Annotated in this window: 19 protein-coding genes; 14 read left to right on the top strand and 5 right to left on the bottom strand. The window is 58.9% G+C overall.

The features are described from left to right. The 4 genes from ACX80E_RS16155 to ACX80E_RS16140 form a co-directional block, all read left to right on the top strand. Window positions 1–190 (top strand): hypothetical protein (locus tag ACX80E_RS16155; protein WP_459303073.1); only part of this gene is annotated, 190 nt, incomplete at its 5' end. 91 nt (window positions 191–281) lie between these two features. After that, window positions 282–1,256, top strand: coding sequence for a hypothetical protein (locus ACX80E_RS16150; protein ID WP_459303072.1), 975 nt, complete (start codon window positions 282–284; stop codon window positions 1,254–1,256). Between the two features lie 534 nt (window positions 1,257–1,790). Next, window positions 1,791–2,651 carry a hypothetical protein gene (locus ACX80E_RS16145; RefSeq protein WP_459303071.1) on the top strand — a complete coding sequence of 287 codons (861 nt, stop codon included), beginning with the start codon at window positions 1,791–1,793 and terminating at the stop codon, window positions 2,649–2,651. After that, a complete protein-coding gene (locus ACX80E_RS16140) occupies window positions 2,648–3,682 on the top strand; it encodes a hypothetical protein (RefSeq protein ID WP_459303070.1) in 1,035 nt (344 codons plus the stop codon). The genes ACX80E_RS16145 and ACX80E_RS16140 overlap by 4 nt, the downstream gene beginning before the upstream one ends. A 132-nt stretch (window positions 3,683–3,814) precedes the next feature. Here the strand turns inward: ACX80E_RS16140 and ACX80E_RS16135 are convergent, their stop codons facing one another. Further along, on the bottom strand, window positions 3,815–4,384 hold the full coding sequence (locus ACX80E_RS16135; RefSeq protein WP_459303069.1) for a GNAT family N-acetyltransferase: 570 nt from the start codon (window positions 4,382–4,384) through the stop codon (window positions 3,815–3,817). 650 nt (window positions 4,385–5,034) lie between these two features. Between ACX80E_RS16135 and ACX80E_RS16130 the strand changes: the two genes are divergently transcribed. The 3 genes from ACX80E_RS16130 to ACX80E_RS16120 all read left to right on the top strand — a co-directional run bounded on the left by ACX80E_RS16130 (window position 5,035) and on the right by ACX80E_RS16120 (window position 7,742). Continuing rightward, window positions 5,035–5,826 (top strand): hypothetical protein, encoded by a 792-nt coding sequence (locus tag ACX80E_RS16130; protein ID WP_459303068.1) that lies wholly within the window; start codon window positions 5,035–5,037, stop codon window positions 5,824–5,826. A gap of 607 nt (window positions 5,827–6,433) precedes the next feature. Further along, window positions 6,434–7,429 carry an arsenic resistance protein gene (locus ACX80E_RS16125; protein ID WP_459303067.1) on the top strand — a complete coding sequence of 332 codons (996 nt, stop codon included), beginning with the start codon at window positions 6,434–6,436 and terminating at the stop codon, window positions 7,427–7,429. Between the two features lie 64 nt (window positions 7,430–7,493). Beyond that, the gene (locus tag ACX80E_RS16120) at window positions 7,494–7,742 is read left to right on the top strand and encodes a MerR family transcriptional regulator (protein WP_459303066.1); all 249 of its coding nucleotides are present in this window, start codon (window positions 7,494–7,496) and stop codon (window positions 7,740–7,742) included. Window positions 7,743–7,836: 94 nt separating this feature from the next. Here the strand turns inward: ACX80E_RS16120 and ACX80E_RS16115 are convergent, their stop codons facing one another. Next, window positions 7,837–8,226: a heavy metal-responsive transcriptional regulator gene (locus ACX80E_RS16115; protein ID WP_459303074.1), complete on the bottom strand. Its 390-nt coding sequence runs from the start codon at window positions 8,224–8,226 to the stop codon at window positions 7,837–7,839. A 271-nt stretch (window positions 8,227–8,497) separates the two neighbouring features. Here ACX80E_RS16115 and merA point away from each other — a divergent pair, with 271 nt between their 5' ends. Beyond that, on the top strand, window positions 8,498–9,937 hold the full coding sequence (gene merA, locus ACX80E_RS16110) for a mercury(II) reductase (RefSeq protein WP_459303065.1): 1,440 nt from the start codon (window positions 8,498–8,500) through the stop codon (window positions 9,935–9,937). A gap of 1,953 nt (window positions 9,938–11,890) precedes the next feature. After that, window positions 11,891–12,487: a GNAT family N-acetyltransferase gene (locus tag ACX80E_RS16105; protein ID WP_459303064.1), complete on the top strand. Its 597-nt coding sequence runs from the start codon at window positions 11,891–11,893 to the stop codon at window positions 12,485–12,487. Window positions 12,488–12,631: 144 nt separating this feature from the next. Here the strand turns inward: ACX80E_RS16105 and ACX80E_RS16100 are convergent, their stop codons facing one another. Then, the gene (locus ACX80E_RS16100; RefSeq protein ID WP_459303063.1) at window positions 12,632–12,940 is read right to left on the bottom strand and encodes an NUDIX domain-containing protein; all 309 of its coding nucleotides are present in this window, start codon (window positions 12,938–12,940) and stop codon (window positions 12,632–12,634) included. A gap of 169 nt (window positions 12,941–13,109) precedes the next feature. Between ACX80E_RS16100 and ACX80E_RS16095 the strand changes: the two genes are divergently transcribed. Beyond that, window positions 13,110–15,374, top strand: a complete 2,265-nt coding sequence (locus ACX80E_RS16095; RefSeq protein ID WP_459303062.1) for a putative transposase — start codon at window positions 13,110–13,112, stop codon at window positions 15,372–15,374. Window positions 15,375–15,831: 457 nt separating this feature from the next. Here ACX80E_RS16095 and ACX80E_RS16090 read toward each other — a convergent pair whose 3' ends face one another. Next, window positions 15,832–16,245, bottom strand: coding sequence for a winged helix-turn-helix transcriptional regulator (locus ACX80E_RS16090; protein ID WP_459303061.1), 414 nt, complete (start codon window positions 16,243–16,245; stop codon window positions 15,832–15,834). 81 nt (window positions 16,246–16,326) lie between these two features. On the opposite strand from ACX80E_RS16090, the gene ACX80E_RS16085 reads away from it, so the two are divergent. The 3 genes from ACX80E_RS16085 to ACX80E_RS16075 all read left to right on the top strand — a co-directional run bounded on the left by ACX80E_RS16085 (window position 16,327) and on the right by ACX80E_RS16075 (window position 18,314). Beyond that, complete coding sequence (locus tag ACX80E_RS16085) at window positions 16,327–17,133, top strand: NAD(P)H-binding protein (protein ID WP_459303060.1); 807 nt, start codon at window positions 16,327–16,329, stop codon at window positions 17,131–17,133. A 101-nt stretch (window positions 17,134–17,234) separates the two neighbouring features. Continuing rightward, window positions 17,235–17,690 carry a GNAT family N-acetyltransferase gene (locus ACX80E_RS16080; RefSeq protein WP_459303059.1) on the top strand — a complete coding sequence of 152 codons (456 nt, stop codon included), beginning with the start codon at window positions 17,235–17,237 and terminating at the stop codon, window positions 17,688–17,690. 177 nt (window positions 17,691–17,867) lie between these two features. Further along, window positions 17,868–18,314, top strand: a complete 447-nt coding sequence (locus ACX80E_RS16075) for a Clp protease N-terminal domain-containing protein (protein ID WP_459303058.1) — start codon at window positions 17,868–17,870, stop codon at window positions 18,312–18,314. Between the two features lie 138 nt (window positions 18,315–18,452). Here ACX80E_RS16075 and ACX80E_RS16070 read toward each other — a convergent pair whose 3' ends face one another. Then, a complete protein-coding gene (locus ACX80E_RS16070; protein WP_459303057.1) occupies window positions 18,453–19,460 on the bottom strand; it encodes a GlxA family transcriptional regulator in 1,008 nt (335 codons plus the stop codon). A 97-nt stretch (window positions 19,461–19,557) separates the two neighbouring features. On the opposite strand from ACX80E_RS16070, the gene ACX80E_RS16065 reads away from it, so the two are divergent. Next, complete coding sequence (locus ACX80E_RS16065) at window positions 19,558–20,787, top strand: MFS transporter (RefSeq protein ID WP_459303056.1); 1,230 nt, start codon at window positions 19,558–19,560, stop codon at window positions 20,785–20,787. Window positions 20,788–21,061 lie beyond the last annotated feature (274 nt).

Here is a 21,061-nt window from a genome sequence, read left to right as displayed (position 1 = left end):
CGGCATCGACATCATGTTCTTTGACAACCTCGGCTCGGAAATTATCAGCCACCCCATCCCACCCAAAGGCACTCGCTACGTAGGCAACGGCAAGCCCTCAGGAATCGCCGCGGACCCGGCCGGCGCCGTACGGAAACGCAAAATCAACCCCGTCAGAACCACCACCACGACCGAACAACAAACACTCTAAAAAGAAGTGAGACACTCCCGGTCTGGCCACTACTCAGACCGGAAGCGTCTACACAGGTATGAGACATGAACTGTCTACAGAGGAATGAGACATGACAATCGCACTTCAGGCCGACATCTACATCACAGATAATCGCTTCGCCCTCACGCAGCGGTTCAACAGGTGCATGTTCGCATGTTCGCCTCGTGAGGCGATGGCAATCGTCGGGCTGCACCAACGCCTGCAGGACCGCCTCATCGTCGACATTCCTCCGTTATCCCAAGTACTGCACCTTCGAGACGCCGAATACATACAGGCTTGGGCACTGCTGCCAAACACACTCGCCCTTTTTGCCCGCAGGGTATCGCCTCCAACCGCTCCAACGCGGTGGAAGGACCTAGCCAGAGTTGCTCATGTACGGTTGGAACGATGTTTGCGGGCCCGCGACCAGATCCTGGTCCGCAGCATCCACCCCACCATCACCTTCCCATTCGACACCAACGACGCACTCGTGGAACGGATAGCACTGAACCTTTCAGCCATGTTCGATGCTCTCGCCCGGGCGATTAACGCCGCAATTGAGCTTGCATGGGAGGAACGAAGATGTTTCCTGACCAACAAGGATTTCCGACAATGCCTTCCTTGGCGTATTAGAAGCGTCCTGGCAACATCAGACAGCCTCGCCCTTCTCCGTGCCATCGAAGCCCTGCGCAATACAATCCACCACGTCGCCTTATCGCACGCCGTAGAAGTCGATGACCGAGGTCGCGTCAGCGAAAACTACGTGGTACTTCCAACTTCGGAATCCACCAAGTTTCGTCAGTACGCGGCAACCTTGGGGAAAACACCGCAATGGATAGCGAGAGATTCTGACGATACCGGTCTGGTTCTGAAGCCGGTGCAGCTGATCGAGGACTTGATCACACTCTCTATACCTCTGTTTGAGTCAGTCGTTTCTGAAGTTTGCTGGCCGGGATTCTTTGACGAAGAACTCCGGATGAGATCGGACGATCCGGTCGGATACTGGATGCACTACTCCCCAATCGTCACTGTAGTCTCCGCCCTATACGGTCTCGAACCGCAATAGCCCCGTTCGTGGGGACGAAGAGCGGATCGACTCCTCCGTGCCAGCCTTGTCGATCGTGTGTGCCCATAGGCCGGTCCCCAGGGGCGCAACAGCAATCAAAATTCTCCCGACTAGGAATCCGCGTTAATCAACTGACCTCAGATGCTCGCGACTACCCGGTGGACCCAGATAGTTTGGTCGTCGCACCCGGAGCAGAGCGCCGTCATCTGCATCAGTGGCAAACAGTCTGTAGGAAAGAGACACGAAATTGAGAATCTCAGTGATCTTCGCCTGCACATCGTGGCAGGTCAGAGCGATCCATTGATGACAGACAGCCTGGGTTCCTACAAAAAAGTGGATGGAATCCCGTCAAAGTGGATGAAAAATGGATAGTTTGGATACGAAATGGATGGCGCTCAGCTGTAGGATCCGGCTCTACGTGTCACTAATCCGGGTTTCGTGTCCCCTCACGGATCCCAAGCTGTTTGACACTTGTCCCAATTTCATGACATCGGCGGAGTTCGTGAAGGGGTTCTTTTCTTGTAGTCTTCGGTCATGAATTTAGAGGACCGCATTAAGGGGCTTGACCACCAGTTCACCACAGGCAGATATGTCAATTGGCACAGCGACGAGTTGGAATTGAGAAGTTTTCTTCTGTCCAGCTCTGTAGGAATGACCGCCTGGTTCCAGGGGCAAGAGGAGGCTGCCAGCAACGATGTAAGGGGCACATTTGATCCTCAGGAATCACACGGGGACGAGGGCTACAACCTCTTCATGGATCGCGTAGGCATTTTCTGGGAGCAGTATTGGTACCAGCTCGCGGCAGCCGTGATCAAGGATTCATTCACGTTGTATGAGGTGTTCCTGGAGGAGTCCGCTCACGAGACGCTGCGCCGGTATGGCTCGGGACTCCTGAAATTGGCAACTGAAGATTCTTGGCGTGCCAACGAGTGCGAAGACTTCTACAAGGCCTACCTCGATGTCGATATCAAGCACGAAGACATCGATGCTATCCGTTGGATCCGCAATAAGCTTTCACACCTTCGGGACTCTCTTCGTACCCCGGCCGGTAAAGCGGAGTTCGAGGAGAAGATTCAGTCTCTAGGCATCGGTGGAGACCCTAAAGAAGATGAGAAGGAGCTTGGACTTCCTCATTACGATTATGGAAGGGAACTTGCATTCGGTAGTTCGCTGTCCCTGACGCCGCTGGAGGCGTGGCGCATTCTGGACTTACTTAGAATGCACATCGAACGACTCACGCAATCCCTGCATAAACTTCAGTATGGGAGGGTTGCAACGCAAGCCCTGGCTGAATTGAGTGAAGGCCGGGTTGTGAAGGAAAAGGACCGGAAAATCCTGCGCGTTCCGAATCCTGTGCCAGGGGCAAGAGCCGGTAGTGAGAGGACGTCATTATGAGCTCGCCGAGTTCGAAGGCACGGCGCGCGGCGCAAGCAGCGAAAGTTACGGCCCGCAGCGCGCAGAGTTCCGGCTTGATCAAGTGTTACGTGGAACGCTTCGAACGCCTTGATGGGAGGCCTGACCTCTGCCTTCGTGAGAAGGTGACCAGACGGAGGGTGCGGGTTCTTTCTGGCAATCCGATGCTTCAGCAAGTCGCACCGATGTCGAACCTGCTGCAGGATTGCTATGCCCACGGTGGCGGGCTTATCCAGCCTCGGAACCGCGAGGAGCATCTCGCCATCGTCGCACCAATCTTCACTCAGAACGCGCAAGAGATCATGGTGTGCCTCGATGAAGAGTTCTACGTGAAGGTCAACATCTTGTCCGCACGCAAAATCTCTCCGCCTCACTCCGTCTGGTGTTATATCGAGGAGTACCCCGGTGAGAATGAGAGCCTCGGCCTCCGGCTCCGGGAGAAGATTACCGGCCGCAAGGTCGAGATGTACGGCAAGACTAAGGATCACTTGGCCGAGTTTCTTGCTAGCCCGCGCTTCACTGGTGCGTCCGATCTAATGCCGAACCTCTATGAGAAGGACGGGTACCACGACTACGTGCTGGTCTCTGGCGGGACTGCCGTGGACTCATATGATGTGCTCCTCTTCGAAGGAGATTCCCAGCTCACATACCTGCTCGGTCCGTTACCGGATACCGCGTACCGGGATGCGTTCCGCGTCTTGGAGGAGGATTATGCGGCCGCGGCGCACTCACGTACGGCTGAAAAACATTTCGATAAGGGCCATTACCGCGAGGCCGTGCTCTCCGCACGTCTTGCGGTCGAGATGGCCTGCGGCGGGAGTGGCAAGGGCGTGATGCACCGTCTCGCTGGGGCACCTCAGGATGTTCTGACAGCCGGAGAAACCCTTCGGTTAAAGCGCCATGTCGCCGTCCATGAGGGTGACACAAGAGTCGAACAGTCTGACGCACGGGAAGCGATCGGCGCGATGAATCAGCTTCTTGCCTACATTGGGCTGAAGGGCGGCTCATCGTAACAGTCGAGGCAGGGGCTCGTGCGCTTCTCAAACCACCTCAGACAGGTGTAGGTTCTCACGCTAGCTGACACCATTCTCGATTCGGTGTCATCACCCTGAGGCTTGAAGGATTCTTGGGCTTCAATGCCGGGGCTAGCTAGAGGGGGCACCAAGTGTTGTTCGGCTGCATTGCAGGTTCAGCATCATAAGTACTTCGTCTCGGTCTCCCTCGGAGAAGCGAAGGGACCCAGGCCAGCGGCCAATTTCTTGCCAGCCACATGATTGGTAAAAGCCGGTCAGACCCATCCCTGACCGTAGCTCAAGGTGCAGTTGTTCGAGACTGAGGTCTTCGATAGCAGCCCGGGATACTTCATTCATGAGAGCACGTCCTACCCCTTGGCCGCGGAATTCGAGAGCTGTTTGGACACGCAACACCCGAGCCCAGTGGGATGTGAGTTCACTGGAATTCCCTGCGAGGTAAAGCCAGCCGGCTATTTCACTTTTCACGGTGGCCAGCAGGATCCGGTTTATGCCTTGGCTGAGAGAAGCGGCCATGGAGTTGATTGAGGAGTTCACCTGCTCATCAGTAACTGGTAGGAAAGGGAAACCGACGGCACCTCCTGCATTCGCTACATCTCGCCAACATCTCAGAAGCCGTATCCGTATTTCAGGATCAACCATCGAAGGATGCACCAGCCACTGCAATTGAAGTTCTTCACCCATTTTCACAGTCTTCCAGATGCTTTCAGCAGGACGGGTGCTGTTGCCCCCGCAAGAAGTGATGGCGGCCCGTCGCCCTCCGGGATTGCGCGGTTCAGGAATGCCGCCTGAAGAAAGTGACACGAAATTGAGAATTTCGGAGATCTTCCACGGAGCCTCAGCGCAGGTCAGGGCAATTCGCTGGTGACAGGCAACTTGGGATCCTACATTTTTTGTATGTTCCGGCGCTACGTGTCACTATTCCGGGTTTCGTGTCACCGGCGTGTCACCATTCCGGACTTCATGTCACCAGTCGCATACTGGTGACATGGCCGGAATCCAGGGTCAGAACGTTTCTTTGCGATACCGTTGCACCAGCAGAGGTGAGGTCAGTACGCGCTTCAGTGAGGCTGACGCGGACGCTGTGCTCCACGGGTTGCCCGTACGGAAGCCGCCAACGTACATGAACCAGAGAAACTATCCCGGCTTGTTTTGGTCATCGACCACCGAGTCGTTCTTGACCTACGAAAGCCTTCTGGAACTGGATTGTCTATGGCTAAAGGACTTTGATCCCGCTGTTGAGTGGATCGATACTCAACCGTTTGAAATGACCGGGTGGTGAGCAGGTCGCAGCCGGCCACCCGACCCTGCTAGTTTCGGCTATGATCGCCGGTATGCCACGTATTCCGGAATCGGTCCTTTCGGAGGGGCCGGAAAATGAAGATGGTGACCCTATCTGGATCCGTCCTGCGCAAGAAGAAATGGGCGCGTTTCCAGGAGATCACTACATATCGTATGGTCGCCGCAATGCGCGGATTTACCCGCAAACAGGCCATCCCGTCGGGAAGAACCCGCTGCCCATGGTTCGGCATGGTTACCGGTTGGCAATCGCTCGGTGGAATGAGGCGACAGAGGGTCTGCCTGACGGTGGAAGGGAGGAGGAAGCTACAGAACTTTCCAAGGACGACCTACCCATGGCCCTCACCCTAATTGCTACGCACGATGTACTCGAGTGGGTGGCATCGATGCATGACTTCCTACGCGCACAAGGGCTTTATAAGACCAAGCTAACGCCATCAATGCTGGATCCAGAGCTGGGTCCATTTGTCGACGGGATACTTGGCGCAAGGCATGCCCTCCACCATGCCTTCGCTCCTGTTCTTGGACTGGTTACCGTTTCGGCAACAGAGTATGTCGCCCAGAATGATCGCTGGGAGCTTGTGGGAATCTCTTCAGAACATAGTCGTGTCCGCCCTCGTTGGGCCGAAACTATCCCCGAGATCGAAGCGAAGCGCCAGAGGCAGTGCTTCATTGATCATCTGGCCGGCAGGGACGTCGCTGAAAGTTTCACTATGACAACCCACTACTTCTGGAAACACATGGGTTCACCGATGGAGCCCTACGTTGGGAGCGGTCCGGCTGATTATCCGCCTCCCATTCAACCGCCGTCATCGAAGTGGGAATGACCGATTTACTCATGCCCCGACTCGCCTCGTGTGACATTTCTGGGCAATGGCAGCTAGGAATCTTGCTTTGCTGACCGCTGGCGGGCCGCTTATTCCCGGTGTGGCCAAATTCAGGACTACCCTGATGATTTTGAGCGTCCAGTGGGCAATCGTCATGATCGGGTTAGTCACGCAGTCCATTGACAGCGCTTTCCACGCAACGCCATATCCGAGCCAATTAATGCTGCATTCAGCAAACACCCTGTAGGAAAGTGACACGAAACTGAGAATTTGAGTGATCTTGGACTTTGCATCGTCGCAGGTCAGAGCGATTCGTTGGTGACAGACAGCTTGGGATCCTACATTTTGTGTAGGATCCGGAGCTACTTGTCACTAATCCGGAATTCGTGTCACCAGCGTGTCATCAGTCCGGATTTCATGTCACCAGACGATGGCCTGATTGTTGTTGGAGGCAAGACTCGGGCTTGCCGGCTTGGGAATGTTTGTGCGTCCCGTAAGCGGAACCTTGACCGGTCATTAGCTACTCACCGTCTATCGCCAAGAATTCAGCAACGCTGATTTGCAGCAGAATCAATCGAATCCTGCCCGACCGGCCACCTCGCCTAACATGGGCAGAATGAAGACCCAGAATCTCATGGCACGGATGGAACAACACCAGATCGGCCTGTACCTCGTGGCCATCATCATCGGCGGTGTCATTGGATTCCTGACACCCGGTTCAGCCGAAGCCCTGGAACATTCGATCAACCCCGTCCTCGGATTGCTGCTCTATGCAACGTTCCTGGGCATTCCGTTCGCGTCCATCGGTAAGGCCGCCAAGGACCTGCGATTTATAGGCACCGTATTGGTGCTGAATTTCGCCATAGTCCCGGCGGTGGTGTTCGGCCTGACCCGCTTCATTTCCGAGGACCAGGCCCTGCTGCTCGGGGTGCTGCTGGTGCTGCTGACGCCTTGTATCGACTACGTCATTGTGTTCACCGGGTTGGCAGGAGGGGCCAGCGACCGGCTGCTGGCCGCCGCCCCGGTCCTGATGCTGCTCCAGATTCTCTTGCTGCCGCTCTACCTGCTGCTTTTCGTCGGCCCCGAAGTGGTTTCGGTCATCGACCCCGCACCCTTTGTCGAGGCCCTGGTCGTCCTGATCATCATCCCTCTGGCGGCGGCGGCGCTCACGCAGGTACTGGCACGCAGACATGCTGCGGGCCGGGGGATCATGGCGTTCATGCAGGGTTTGATGGTTCCCCTCATGATGACGACCCTGGCGGTGGTCGTCGGCTCGCAGATCACCGGCGTCGGTGAGGAACTCGGGTCCCTGCTGGCGGTGGTTCCGCTCTACGCCGCATTCCTGCTGGTGATGGTGCCGTTGGGCATGCTCGTGGCCAAGCCTGCCCGGCTCGATGCCGCCGCCACCCGTGCGGTGGTCTTTAGCGGGGCTACCCGCAATTCCCTAGTTGTGCTCCCGCTGGCCTTGGCTTTGCCCGAACCCCTGGCCCTGGCCGCACTGGTCGTGGTCACCCAGACGCTGGTCGAACTCATCGGCATGGTCCTCTACGTCAGGTTCCTGCCCCGGATCATCCGCAGCGACCGCCGCCGCCAACTGGTCTGACCTCGCTGAACCCCCGAGCCGGGCATCATCGGGCTTGGCGGTTCAGCGAGGTCGAAGGTTTATCGTGGAATTTGTGGAGAACCTGCTGATCTCGGAAGTGGCCGAACGCTCCGGCGTCCTGGCCACCGCCTTGCGCTGCTACGAAGATATCGGGCTGATCGGTCCGGCTCCTGGAAACCCGGGAACGCATTGCGGAGCTTGCCGGATTGGCCGCCCTGTTGGAGCAGACCGGGGTGAGGCTTTCGGGAACAGCCCAAGAAGGCGCCGGCTCCTGTGCCTGCGCCGCACCACCGGTGGAGGGCGCGGTACATGAAGGATCTCCGGTGCCGACTTGTCCCGTCCGCGGATTGTCCCCTTGGGCCTACCGGAATCCGGTGGCGGGGAACCGGAGTGGGGAAGGGGTCTGGTTAGAGGTAGCTGCAGATGCGTGCGGGGTCGCAGGCCTCGGGGTCCCCTGCGGCCGCGGCGTCATGAAACTCGGCAACGGTTGTACGCAGTGCGATGAGTTCTGCGATCCGGGCATCCAAATCACGTAGCTGTTTGGCCAGCAGGCCCCGCACATGCGCGCAGGGGGCCTGGCCGATGTCCCGGATGGAGAGGATGCCTCCGATCTGGGCCAGGGTCAGCCCCGCAGTACGGCCGCGGCGGATGAACTCCAACCGGCTGACCGTCTCTTGGGCGTAGTCACGGTATCCGTTCGGTGCCCTGTCAGCTGCCGGCAGCAGGCCGCGGTCCTCGTAGAACCGCAGCGTTTTGGCCGTCATGCCGGCGGCTGCTGCGGTTTCGCCAATACGCATCATGCACCTCTTGTTCCCAGGGAATCTCCCTCCTAACCTTCCAGCATAGTGGAAGGTTAGGCTTTGATACAGGAGTCGGTGCGCCCTGTGCCGCCTGGGCAAGGGGACCAGATTTGTTTGGGAACGTCGTCAGGTCATCGTTAGAGCCGGTGATGGGTCAGCCTGTTGACCTTCCCCCGCGGTGGAAGGTGCAAACTGGGGGCAGAACCATGCACGGTGCCATGCTGCGGGCACCGCGGGACCGCTCATTGACACGACTTTTCGAGGAAACATGTCTGAACCAACACCTGATTTTGATCTGGCCGTCATCGGCTCCGGTGGCGGCGCGTTCGCGGCGGCGATCCGGGCGACCAACCTGGGCAAACGCGTGCTCATGGTCGAGCGTTCCACCGTCGGTGGGACGTGCGTGAACACCGGCTGCGTACCGTCCAAGGCGCTACTGGCCGCGGCCGAGGCACGCCACCTCGCCCTGGATTCGGGCCGGTTCCCCGGCATCAGCACCTCAACAAAACCGGTGGACATGCCCGGGCTCATCGATGGCAAGCGTTCCCTGGTGGAAACGATGCGCTCGGAGAAGTACGTGGACCTCATCGCGGACTACGGCTGGGATCTGCGCCAGGGCAACGCCGTGTTCGCCGGCAGCCAGGACGATCCGGTCCTGGAAATCACCGGAGCTGACGGGGCTCGGGAATCGGTCCGGGCCGCGCACTATCTGGTCGCCACCGGGTCCGCGCCGTGGGTGCCCCCGATCCAGGGGCTGGCAAACGTGGATTATCTGACCTCGACCACGGCGATGGAACTCGAGGAGGTCCCCGAATCCCTGCTGGTGCTCGGCGGCGGGTACGTGGCCCTGGAACAAGCCCAGCTCTTTGCCCGCCTGGGGTCGAAGGTGACCATGCTGGTCCGCTCCCGGCTGGCCTCGGCGGAGGAACCCGAAGCCTCCCGAACCTTGATGGGGGTCTTTGCCGACGAAGGCATCCGCGTCGTGCGCCGGGCAAACGTGTCCTGCGTGCGCACCGACCCGGCCACCGGCGGGATCGTAGCAACTGCGACAGTGTCCGGTGGGGAACAGGAATTCGGTGCCGCGAAACTGCTGGTCGCCACGGGACGGCGCCCCGTCACCGAGGGCCTGAACCTGGCAGCCGTCGGCGTCACAACCGGGGACCGCGGAGAGATCCTGGTCAACAACCGGCTGAACAGCTCCAACGAACGGATCTGGGCCGCCGGGGATGTGACCGGACACCGCGAATTCGTCTACGTCGCGGCCTCCCACGGTTCCCTGGTCGTGGAAAACGCATTCAACCAGGCCGGCCGCGAGGTCGACTACAGGCACCTGCCCCGGGTCACCTTCACCAGCCCGGCCCTGGCCGCCGTCGGCATGACAGACAAGGAAGCCAACGAAGCCGGCATCCGGTGCGAATGCCGGGTCCTGCCCTTGGAGTACGTGCCGCGTGCCCTAGTTAACCGGGATACCCGCGGCTTCATCAAAATCGTCGCCGACGCCGCCACCGGGCGCATCGTCGGGATCACCGCCGTCGCCAAGGACGCCGGGGACCTGGCCGCCGCGGGCGTCTACATCCTGGAGGCCGGGATGACGGTGGAGCAGGTCGCGATCCTGTGGAGCCCGTACCTGACCATGGCTGAAGGGATCAAGATCGCCGCCCAGTCCTTCACCACCGATATCTCCAGGCTCTCCTGCTGCGCCTCCTGACCACGGCCCCTTTCGCACCGGAAAGAACCCCTGTCATGGCCAACGATGCCATTCGGCTCACCGACCGCACGGCCACTCCGCCACCTCAAGCCCGGGAAATGCAGGCCACTATGACGCGCATCTAAGCCTTAGTATCGGATATTCCACTTTCTTACAAGCCACCCCATGATGCGCATCGTAGGAAAGTGACACGAATGTGAGAATTCCGCGGATCCAGCTTGGATCATCGTCGCAGGTCAGAGCGATCCCCTGGTGACAAGTAGCGTGGGATCCTACACCTGTTGTAGGTTCCGGAGCTACGTGTCACTATTCCGGGTTTCGTGTCACCGGCGTGTCACCATTCCGGATTTCATGTCACCAGTCGCATACTGGTGACATGGCCGGAATCCAGGGTCAGAACGTTTCTTTGCGGTACCGCTGCTCCAGCAGAGGTGAGGTCAGTACGCGCTTGAGTGAGGCTGACGCGGATGCTGTGCTCCACGGGTTGCCCGTGAGGAAGCCGCCAACTTACAGGAACCAGAGAAACTATCCCGGCTTGTTTTGGTCATCGACTACCGGGGCGCTGCTGATCTACGAGAGTCTCTTGGAACTGGATTGCCTGTGGGTAAAGGACTTTGATCCCGCTGTTGAGTGGATTGCCACTCAGCCATTTGAAATGACCGGGTGGTGCGCTGGGCGAAGCGGATGCTGTCCTACATGGGCTGCCCGTCAGAAAGCCACCCACCTAGAGGGGCCAGAGGAATTATCCTGACTTGTTTTGGTCAGCGACTATCGAGTCGTTCTTGATCTACGAGAGCCTTCTGGAACTGGATTGCTTGTAGCTCAAGGACTTTGATCCCGCTGTGGAGTGGATCGCTATTCAACCGACTATTAAGCGGCCGCGGATGCTCTGCGCGTTGCGCTGGCCGAGGGTTACCGCCTGTTGAGCGTAAGTTGTGATCGTTAGGCGGGTCGCCTAGGGCGGTCCTATCTGCCGCCGAGCTGGTGCCATGCTAACTGTCAGAGTGTCGTATTTGAAGTGGCCAACCGACCTGAACTGTTCTGAACTGCACAAGATCCCGAGCCAACCGCAAAACGCGACCAAACTCAGACCACCCGAAGACGACTTGACGAGACTTCAGAGAGTGGTTATATTTTTTTTCGTAAGAAAAAGAGAACGGAAGTTCCCCCGCTCAAAGTAGTTGTAGTTGCTTGTCTAGGGGGAAGCGCCGTTGCAGTAAACCTGGCCGTCGAGAAGTAGGAGACGGACACAAGCAACACCAGCAGTAAGTGGTCGTCGACAGCTTGAGACAACCGCAGCAGGACCCGGAAGGCGTGGTCGTCGGACAGTTTGAGACGACCGCAGCAGGACCCGGAAGGCGTGGTCGTCGGACAGTTTGAGACGACCACAGCAGTACCAGCAGTGCCGGACCGTCAAGCAGTAGGAGACGGACAAAGCAGGACCCGGAGGGCGTGGTCGTCGGACAGCTTGAGACGACCACAGCAACATCAGTAATGGCAGTACGAGCAGTACCCGCAATAGCAATACCAGCAGTATGAGCAGTACCCGTAGGACCAGGCCGTCAAGCAGTAGGAGGCGGAAACAGCAACACCAGCAGTACATGGTTGTCGACAGCTTGAGACGACCACGGCAACACCAGTAACACCAGTAACACCAGCAGTACGTGGTTGTCGACAGCTTGAGACAGCCACAGCAACGCACCCTATGGGGCGGGCAAGGCAAATGCATCTGTATGCATCCCTTGCCCGCCCCGCACTATTTTTTGCTTCGGTTTGCGTCGCTAACCGGCCGGCACACTAATCAGGGGATGAGTAGGAACTGAACCCCTATCTAAAGGGTGTTGCCAAAGCTTCTGCCAGGCGTAAAGACTAAGGTCCAAGGCAGTCGAACGGTCTTCAGGTCCTTCGGGTCAGCATCAGACTGCCAGTCAAGCCTGTAGAACCACGTCCAAGATGCCGCTAACAATCTCTTCAACCAGTTTGTTGAGCAGCCACTTGGGTCCGTCCGTAGCAGTCGCGTGGGTAGAGTGGATCGATGCTTGGCATTCGTCAGTCGCTCCCTCGAATACACCTGGTCTCCTCAAGCTGCGAACCACGTGGCCAGGTGAACAAGCGAGTGAGTCACTGGAGGATTCGACCTTTGAAGTTGACTATCGTAGTTGGGAAGCGAATAACCCCCGAACGATGTTCATCTCAGAACTAGACGGGGCCCTCGTTGGAATGCTGAATTTGATGGTGTTCGATCGGATGCCGAAACCTGGCAAGAAATCTACGTGCTGGATTTATCTCGGAAACGCGTTCGTTGAGGTGGAACACCGCGGCCTGGGAACGGGCAGCCGACTTATGGATGGGGCGATTCGGTTCTCACAGGACATTCACGCGGCCCGCATAGTGCTGTCACCTTCGGACGAATCTCAGACATTTTATGCCAGGCACAGATTTGAGCCGGCGGAAGAGTTCCTCGTCAAGAGGCTTGAGTACAAGCGGCAGAAAGAAAGTCCTGAGAATGGTCCAGAGGGACGGGGCAGACCCGGGGATCAACTTTCTTGAGATATGACGCTCACAGTCGGGCAGAGGCCGCCACGTGGTGAGTTCCCAAAGTTGTGAACCAAACCCTGTGACAAGTACGTAGGCTTGTTCCAACAGAAGGCACCAGCACTACCATTCTTCGGCACCGCCACCATTTAAGGGGTCTCACTCGCCGGCGATCCATCGTTGAGGTAGGTCTTGTTGAGGAACTTTCAATCCCAAGAAATGCCTGTTTGCGATCTCCTCTCGTGTGGGACGCATGTCGTAGGCCATGGCGTCGAGCTCTCGGCTGACGATGCCTTCAAGGCCGGTTTCTTCGTAGAGCCCGCGCTCTGCTGCCTGGCTAGGTGTTTCGGCTGGGTCAATGGTCTCTGACGGTACTTGGACCCCGGTGATGTGCATCGGGTGCTGCAGGTGGGTGAAGACCAACAGATGGTCATCTTGGACAAAGTAGCAAACGGCTTTCTCAGTCATTTTGGGCATTCTTAGAGACTCAGGGCTCCGGTCATGGTCGGGTGACGGATTTTCGGGTTCGTTGACTTGCGGGGGTTTTTGGTGGCTTGGGGGCTGTTAATTTTACCTGATTTGCGATAAAATAGAGTTAGTATTTTGTTGCCGAGCGAAGGGTGAAATGATGGTTTTCATGACTGCTCAACTTCCCCTGCCCCTGCCCCTGCCCCTGCCCCTGGCGATGGATCCTGTTGCCGTGCCGGTGGGCTTGGCAGTGTCGCTGGTGGAGAACGACCATGGCGGGGAAGCCTATATTCGTGGGCAGCTGTGTGATGTGTGGGATGACGGGGATGCAGCAGCACGCCGGTGGGCGGCCGTGAAACTCGTACGTCTGGGAGCCGCCTCACAGGCCCAGATCGCGGCAGCCTTCGGTGTTTCCTCGGTAGCGGTGTGGAAATGGGTCCAACTGGCGGCTAATGGCGGTGTTACCGCCTTGGCGGCGGAGAAGAAGGGGCCCAAGCGCCCATCCCTGCTGGTCACTGCCACGATCGAGCGTATCGTGACTCTGCGTTCGCAAGGCCGGTCCCTGCGGGTCATCGGCGAAGCGGTGGGAGCCTCTGAGTTCAGTGTCCGCCGCGCCTTGAAAATCGCCGCCGAACAAGCTGCCGCTGCCACGGAAACGGCAGCCGCTGATGAAGCTGAAGCCTTGGAACCAGCACAGCAGCCCGAGCTGCCGCTCTTGCCGGCCCCGATGCCCCGCAGTGCGGAACGTGCCGCCGCCGGCTTGCTCGAGGGCGCATGCCCGGTGTTTTCCCCGGCCGCTCGTGTTCGGCATGCCGGATTGTTCCTGGCCTTCCCGGCACTGGAAACCACCGGTCTGCTCAAAAGCGCGAAGGAGGTGTACGGATCGCTGCCGAACGGTTTCTACGGGCTCGAAACGATCCTGATCGATAGCGTGCTGCGGGCGCTGGCCGGGGAGGCCCGGGCCGAGGGCGCAACCCGCTTCGACCCGGTGGAGCTTGGGCGGGTGTTGGGTTTGGATCGAGCCCCGGAAGTAAAGACCATCCGCCGAAGAATCAGCCAACTCGCGCTGGCGGGCAAAGCCGGGGAACTGATTGCCGCCCTAGCCGCCCACCACCTTGCCGGCCCCGGTCCGGCCGGTGAGAACCTGGCCGCGATCCTCTACGTTGACGGTCATGTACGCGCCTATCAGGGCACGAAAAAGATCGGGAAAATCTACTCCACGCGGTTGAAGTTCCCGGTCCCGGCAACCGAGGAAACCTGGGTCACCGACGGACACGGCGCCCCGGTCTTCGTCGTCATGGCCAAACCCGGCGCGTCCCTGGCCGCCGAACTCCGCGACCTCCTGCCGGAACTGCGCACAGCTGTCGGGGACGAGCGGCGGGTGCTGGTCGGCTTCGATAGGGGCGGCTGGTCACCGGTCCTATTCAAACACATGGATAGTGCTGGTTTTGATGTGCTGACCTGGCGCAAAGGCACCACCGAGGACGTCAATGAAGATCTCTTCAAAGAGGTCACCCATGCTGACGAACACGGACAGACACGGAAATGGTCGGTGGCTGACACACTCGTTGACCTGCCCCTGAACACCACCAAGAAGACGGGGGAAGTCTTCAACATCCGGCAGATCAGCCGGATCGTGGCCACCACCGGTGGTGGCACGAGGCAAATCCACATCCTCACCACCGACAAGGATCTTCCAGCCGGGGAGGTCGTGTATCGGATGGGGAACAGGTGGCGGCAGGAAAACCAGTTCCGCTACGCCCGCATGCACTTCGAGCTCGATTCCCACGACTCCTACACCAGCACCGGTGACGATGAGGAGAGGATGGTGCCGAACCCTGCCAAGGCCAAAGCCTACCAAAAAGTCGTTGCCGCCAGGAACGCTCATGCCGAGGCCGCCGTCGTAGCCGATATCAACCTGATGGCTCTGAAAACCCCGGCAGAAGGCAGCAATGAACTGACCATCACGCTCACCAGCGCCATGCACAACCAAGCCATGGCACCGCTCTGGGAAGCAGAAAACGCGCTGATCGCGGCCGAGAAAGCCCACAAGAAGATCCCGGCGAAACTCCGCCTCGGGGACCTGAACCCCGGCCAGCAAGTCCTGGACACCGAGGTGAAGCTGATCCACACCGGCATCCGCATGGCCGCCTACAACACCGCGATGACCATCGCCCGCGAGATCCGCACCAACACCGACTACCGCCGCGCCACCCAGGAAGCCCACGCCCTCATGCGCCAGATGTTCAATCAGAGTGGCGACATAGACACCGCCGAGCCCGGCTATCTCACCATCGCACTGGACCCGCTACCGACCACAGCCAAAACTGCGGCCGTCGCCGAACTCTGCGACCACCTCACCAACACCAAAACCCGCTACCCCGGGACCAACCTCATCCTGCGCTACGCCATCAAAAATCGGGCTCAATCCTAAAAGCATTAAATCGCCATGACCGGAGCCCTGAGACTAGCCGCGGCTCTCGGCCCCATTGTCTTCGCTTCCGAACCTTGGGTTGGAATGGAGGAAAGTGTCACGAAACTGAGAATTTCAGTGTTCGAGGGCCAAACATCATCGCAGGTCAGGGCCATCCCTTGATGACAGCCCGCCCGGGATCCTACATTTGTGTAGGATCCCAAGCTGATTGACACTTGTCCCAATTTCATTACATCAGCGTGTCACTTGTCCCAATTTCATGACACCACCGCAGGACTAGGCCCGGTCTTCGACCGTTCCATTTACTGAAAGTTCCGGTTCTACCTGTCACCAGTAATTGGCTCGATTGCGGTCGTCAGCAAGACCAAGTTCCCTGGATAGGCGATGCACTGTCCTCTGTTTCGAAGCTTGAGCGGTACAGAATTTGCGCTACCTGCCATCAAGTCGTGATGGCAGGTTAGTGGATCGTGTGGTCCGGGTTAGCCGCGTCGTAGTCGGTGCGGGAATCCGCGATGGCCCCCCGATGTGCAAGGGACCAGCCGGCGAGTTGCTTCACCAGATGGGTGAGGCTGGAACCCAGGTCGGTGAGCTCGTAGGTGACCTGTGCGGGAACCGTGGGGTAGACGGTCCGTGTCACCAGCCCGTCGCGTTCCAGCCGACGGACGGTGAGGGTCAGCATGCGTTGGGAGATGCCGTCTATGGAGCGTTGTAGTTCCCTGAAACGACGGATGCCCGAGGCGAGTTCGACGATCACCAGGACCGACCATTTAGCCCCGACGCGGGTGAGAACGTCCCGAATTCCGCAGTCCGGGTGCTCTGCCTTGCCGCAGGTTTCGAGCGGGGCGGTTACTTCCATGTGGCCCTGTGACATCAAAGTGCCTCCTTGCGCGGTTTGTATTGGTTACTGATGATGATCATAGTTACTTTTCAGAACCACGAATGGGAATACTTCATGATCTTAGTTACCGGTGCTTCGGGCCAGCTGGGCAGTGCCATCGTCGAATCCCTGGAAGCGGGACACGTACCGGTGACTCGCGGGACTCGCACCCCGGCGGTCGGCAGCATTGATCGGCACGTCGATTTCGACGATCTCGACACTTTGGAATTCACCGGCATCGAAACGTTGGTGCTGGTATCTGCCGGTTATGCGGAGGACGATGTTGTGATTGCCCGCCACGAACGTGTTGTGGCCGCTGCGGAGCGGGACGGAGTGCAGCACCTCATTTACACGAGCCTGGCCACGGAGGGTGACCACCTGGGCTTTGCGCTGGCACATCGCTGGACAGAGCGCCGCATCCAGGAAAGCGGAATGCGCTGGACGATCCTGCGAAACGGGATCTACGCCGAACTCCTCGGGGCGTTGATGGTACCGGGCGACGGAGTCATCACGGCCCCGCTTGGCCACGGTGGCATTGCCGCCGTGGCCCGGGAGGATCTTGCTGAGGCAGCCGCCGTCGTAGCGAGCAAGCCTGAGGCCCACGCCGGACAGGTTTATGACTTGGTGGGCTCCCGCGCGGTCACGGCCGAGGAAGCTGCCCGGCATGAGGGCCTTCCTTACGAACCTGAATCCCTCGCTTCACGTCGAGAAACCCTTAACACCAGCGACCTGCTGCCGTTCCAGCCGGGCATGCTGCTCTCGCTGTTTTCCTCCGTTGCACACGGTTTCCTGGCTGGAACGGGCAGCGACCTGGAAGGGCTCCTTACCCGACCCCTGACGAATCCGGTCACCGTTGCAGGAGCAACACTCCAGCAGCAATAAGGGCCAACAGGGAGTCCGCCTTGATACAGCGACTAGGGAAGGAGTCCTGTCCGCAGGGGAACGGTTTTCGGGCGCTTGAAGCTCTGTGTGAGACTTTATTTATGATCTCCATTCGGCAGCGAAAAGAAGCAGATCTCGACACGATAGTTGGATGGGTACCCGATGCTGCGGCTCTCTACCTTTTCACTGGGCCACGCTTGACGTGGCCACTATCGACAGAGAAGCTCTCAGAGATGGAGAGCGAGCAGAACCTCAGCGCATGGATTGGCGTGAGCAGCAGCAACGGCAGACCCGTAGGCCATTTCGATCTCACCCAGCACGGCGAGACATTCCGGATCGGTCGGGTCATCATCGATCCAGCACAACGGGGTCAGGGGCTCGCTGCGAATCTAGTCGCGCTGGCCGTGGCCAAGGCTCAAGCGCTAGGAGCTTCCCGGATCACGCTAAATGTCATCGCCGGCAATTCGCCCGCCATCCGCACCTATGAGCGAATCGGATTCAGAACGTCTCCAACGTCAACGGAACCCGGCGTCCTGGCTATGGAACTCTTGCTCTGATAGACACCCGATGAGGGAGCATCACCGGGCCGATTTCACTGTTTGCACCGAAGCTGACTTCGGGGTGATTCTCGACCAGTGCGGGTTTCCGCAGGGGAATGTCTACCGGGACGTGCGCTCTTCCGCGCATCGGGAGGCGCGTGGTGCTGATGCGCCGCGAAGACTACGCTTAAGGGCATGAGCGGTTCATCGATGTTTGGGAACTACACCGACAATGCTCGGCGGGCGGTTGTCCTGGCTCAGGAAGAGTCAAGGTGGATGATGCATGACTCGTACATCGGTCCCGAGCATCTACTATTGGGGCTTTTGCACGCTTTTCCGGACACGGTGCAGACGGCGCTGGGCGTCTGGCCGGAGGAAATACGTGTTGCGATAATGCGTTTCGCCTCCCCTGGTCCGGAGGACACCTCAGAAGGGTTCCCGTTCACCCGCGAGTCTCTGGACGCCCTCAAGGCGGCGCAGCGCACCGCGCGGGAGCTTCATTCCGATTATGTCGGGATCAAGCACCTATTGTTCGGGGTGCTGAGTGTCCATGGCGACCGCCTGGATCGTGCGCTGGTCGATGCAGGTGTGGATCGAGACAGTGCGCAAACACGCTTAATGGCGGCGCTTACGCAGGGGTGATCGGTGGGCCAGAGCTGGGCAATAGGCAGCGATCGCCCGCCCACGCCCGGCTGACCTGATCAAGATGAGCCCCCGATGTCGTTGTCAGAAGTCGTCTGCACAACATTGGTGCGACCGTAAACGGAACGCTCTACGGGACTATGTCGTTTGGTTGGGTGCCGTTGTCTCACGGTGAGGCTGGGCCTCGCGGATTTCATTGAACGCGTGCCGGTATTGACTGGGGGTGAGGGACGTAGTCTTCTTGAAGATTTGGCGGAAGTTGGCTCCTGTCCCCAGTCCGACTGAGGCGGCAATTCGGTCGATGGGGGCAGCCGTTGTTTCCAGTAATTCCTTGGCCCGTTCGACGCGTTGAAGCGCGAGCCATTTCATAGGCGTGGTTCCCGCATGGGCTACAAATCTGCGCGAGAGAGTTCTTTCACTCAGTGCCGTCGCGGCGCAGATGTCGGCGATGGTGACCGGTTCGCGCATGTGCTTGGTCGCCCATTCCATGGCGGCTGCGACGTCAGTTGGCTGATCCGAGTTGCCGTACATGCTCCGGTGTTCAATGAACTGTGATTGGCTGCCTTCGCGGCGAGGCGCGGAAACTATAGATCGGGCTGTCTGGTTTCCCTGTGCGGCTCCCCAGTCGCTCCGAACCAAGTGGAGGCAGAGATCGATTCCTGCTGCGACACCGGCTGAGGTGAGCACTTGGCCGTTGTCAACGAAGAGAACATTTTCATCCACGGTGATTTGCGGATAGAGACTGGCGAAATCGGCAGTGGAACCCCAATGGGTGGTGGCTGACAGCCCATCCAGGATTCCGGCCTGGGCCAGCGCAAAGGCGCCCGAACAGATCGAAACCATCCTCGCCCCTCGTTGATGAGCTTCGACCAGTGCAACCAGGACATCGTCCGGGAGCGGATCCCGGGACCTGGTGAATCCGGGAACGATCACCGTGTCTGCTTCGCTGAGCAGGTCAAGCCCCCTGTCCGGGACCACTGAAAACCCGCCCGACGCTGGGACCGCCTGGCCGCCCGGGGAACACGTGGCCACGTCGTAGAGGTGCGGTGAGCTCCTTCCGAGGATTTGGATGGGAATGCCAAAATCCAGGGCAAGGACCTCCGGCAATGCCAGGACCGCGACCTTGATCCGACCAAGGCCTTTCACGTGATCAGCACGATTCCTGATCAATATGTCTGGATTCTTTTGCATAGTGGCTATCCTGCCACTGGTGGGCGTGTTTGCCCAATGGAATCGTGGATGCATGACCACACCACCTCCACGCTTTCGCAACCTACTCATCCGCCTCATCGCCGCGCAGGCCTGCTATTACATGATTGTCAGCATTGACCTGACCCTTACCGGATTGGTGGGAATGTCTCTGGCGCCCATCCCGGCATTGATGACACTGCCCTTGAGTCTGATTGTTGTGGTCGGAACGGCCTGCTCGTTCCTTGCCGGTCATGCGGCCTCCCGTTTTGGGTACCGGCCAGTCATGGTTGTTGGGGCGCTCACGGCAATTATTGGCGGGGTACTCTCGGCGATCGCCGTCGCCTCGCACTCCTTCACCCTGTTTTGCGTGGGGACTGCCCTGACTGGCGGATACAGGGCCGTGGGCGGGTTTCTGCGCTTCGTGGCCTCAGAATATGCTCCGCCGGCTAAGCGTGAACGTGCGTTAGCGCTGGTGATGTACGGCGGGATCATTGCAGCGGCGCTGGGACCTTTCGCCGCCATTGCCGCCTCACAAGTAGCTGGGCAACCCTATGTGGGGTCCTGCCTACTGATAGCGCTCCTGGGAGTTCTCGCACTCATCCTTGCCGCGTCCATGCCACCAGCAACCGGCGGTGGCGTCGAACTTAATAAGCCAGCGATCCAGATCCGGGACCGTGTCGCCAATCGGCAGTTTCAACAGGCAGTTCTTGTCTTGGCCGGTTCCGGTCTCGTCATGACGCTCGTCATGGCTGCAGGACCACTGGCGAACGACCATGCAGGCCACGGCTCTGCCGTGGGAGCCGCAATGATCCAATGGCACCTCATAGGGATGTTCGCCCCCTCCGCGCTCAGCGCACTATTTCTCAAGAGGTTTGGAACGATCATGACCAACGTCGCCGGGTGCTTCATTATGGCCAGTGGGTGCGCCATGGGCATGATCTCCAGCACAGGATGGGCCATGACAGTAACGATGATGCTGGTTGGGGTCGGCTGGAACGTTTTGTTCGTTGCCGGATCGGCACTGCTGCTCCAGTCCTACCCCCAAGGGCGGGGAGCGAAACTTCAAGGCTTCACTGACGGAACAACCGCCGCCATCTCAGCAACGGGATCTTTCGCAGCCGCTTGGCTACTTCAAGGCTTGGGCTGGAGTGGCATCAATATCTTGTCACTCACCACAACTGCGAGCCTCCTGCTTCTTGTTGCCTGGTTGAGCATCCGAGCCAGCAGACGCAGTTTACCCAGGCCAACGCAACCATCCTCCCTAGTCGCGGCCGATACCTAGGAACTGGAAGCCAGATTCCGCCAACAAGCCGTAATAGTCGCGGAGGTTTGGGCTCTGGTTCTCACTCATCGGCAACGGCTTCGGGGCTCCGTAAGCGGAACCCTGACCGGGCACATTATGAACGGAACTTCTGTGATGACGGTGGCGTGCTCGCTGAGTGCCTCTGGCCGTCATATACAAAGCTGGAGAGCAGTAGCTGGATCGGGCGTTCCAGTTCGGCTTGGAGTCCTTTGAGCGTCGTCGTTTCGGATTGCCGCCGACGTCCGTACAGGCG

This window comes from Arthrobacter sp. TMN-49, from assembly GCF_054511095.1.
Note: the sequence above shows the minus strand (reverse complement) of the source record. Positions and strands in the feature narration are given on the sequence as shown.

Bases quoted from the DNA above. Each gene is read 5' to 3' on its own strand.
- ACX80E_RS16115 (WP_459303074.1), bottom strand. From the start codon at position 8,226: ATGCGTATTGGCGAAACCGCAGCAGCCGCCGGCATGACGGCCAAAACG.
- ACX80E_RS16125 (WP_459303067.1), top strand. From the start codon at position 6,434: ATGGGCAGAATGAAGACCCAGAATCTCATGGCACGGATGGAACAACAC.
- ACX80E_RS16100 (WP_459303063.1), bottom strand. From the start codon at position 12,940: ATGACTGAGAAAGCCGTTTGCTACTTTGTCCAAGATGACCATCTGTTG.
- ACX80E_RS16095 (WP_459303062.1), top strand. From the start codon at position 13,110: ATGACTGCTCAACTTCCCCTGCCCCTGCCCCTGCCCCTGCCCCTGGCG.
- ACX80E_RS16065 (WP_459303056.1), top strand. From the start codon at position 19,558: ATGACCACACCACCTCCACGCTTTCGCAACCTACTCATCCGCCTCATC.
- ACX80E_RS16080 (WP_459303059.1), top strand. From the start codon at position 17,235: ATGATCTCCATTCGGCAGCGAAAAGAAGCAGATCTCGACACGATAGTT.
- ACX80E_RS16090 (WP_459303061.1), bottom strand. From the start codon at position 16,245: ATGTCACAGGGCCACATGGAAGTAACCGCCCCGCTCGAAACCTGCGGC.
- ACX80E_RS16130 (WP_459303068.1), top strand. From the start codon at position 5,035: ATGCCACGTATTCCGGAATCGGTCCTTTCGGAGGGGCCGGAAAATGAA.
- ACX80E_RS16085 (WP_459303060.1), top strand. From the start codon at position 16,327: ATGATCTTAGTTACCGGTGCTTCGGGCCAGCTGGGCAGTGCCATCGTC.
- ACX80E_RS16150 (WP_459303072.1), top strand. From the start codon at position 282: ATGACAATCGCACTTCAGGCCGACATCTACATCACAGATAATCGCTTC.
- merA (WP_459303065.1), top strand. From the start codon at position 8,498: ATGTCTGAACCAACACCTGATTTTGATCTGGCCGTCATCGGCTCCGGT.
- ACX80E_RS16145 (WP_459303071.1), top strand. From the start codon at position 1,791: ATGAATTTAGAGGACCGCATTAAGGGGCTTGACCACCAGTTCACCACA.
- ACX80E_RS16135 (WP_459303069.1), bottom strand. From the start codon at position 4,384: ATGGGTGAAGAACTTCAATTGCAGTGGCTGGTGCATCCTTCGATGGTT.
- ACX80E_RS16075 (WP_459303058.1), top strand. From the start codon at position 17,868: ATGAGCGGTTCATCGATGTTTGGGAACTACACCGACAATGCTCGGCGG.
- ACX80E_RS16105 (WP_459303064.1), top strand. From the start codon at position 11,891: ATGCCGCTAACAATCTCTTCAACCAGTTTGTTGAGCAGCCACTTGGGT.
- ACX80E_RS16140 (WP_459303070.1), top strand. From the start codon at position 2,648: ATGAGCTCGCCGAGTTCGAAGGCACGGCGCGCGGCGCAAGCAGCGAAA.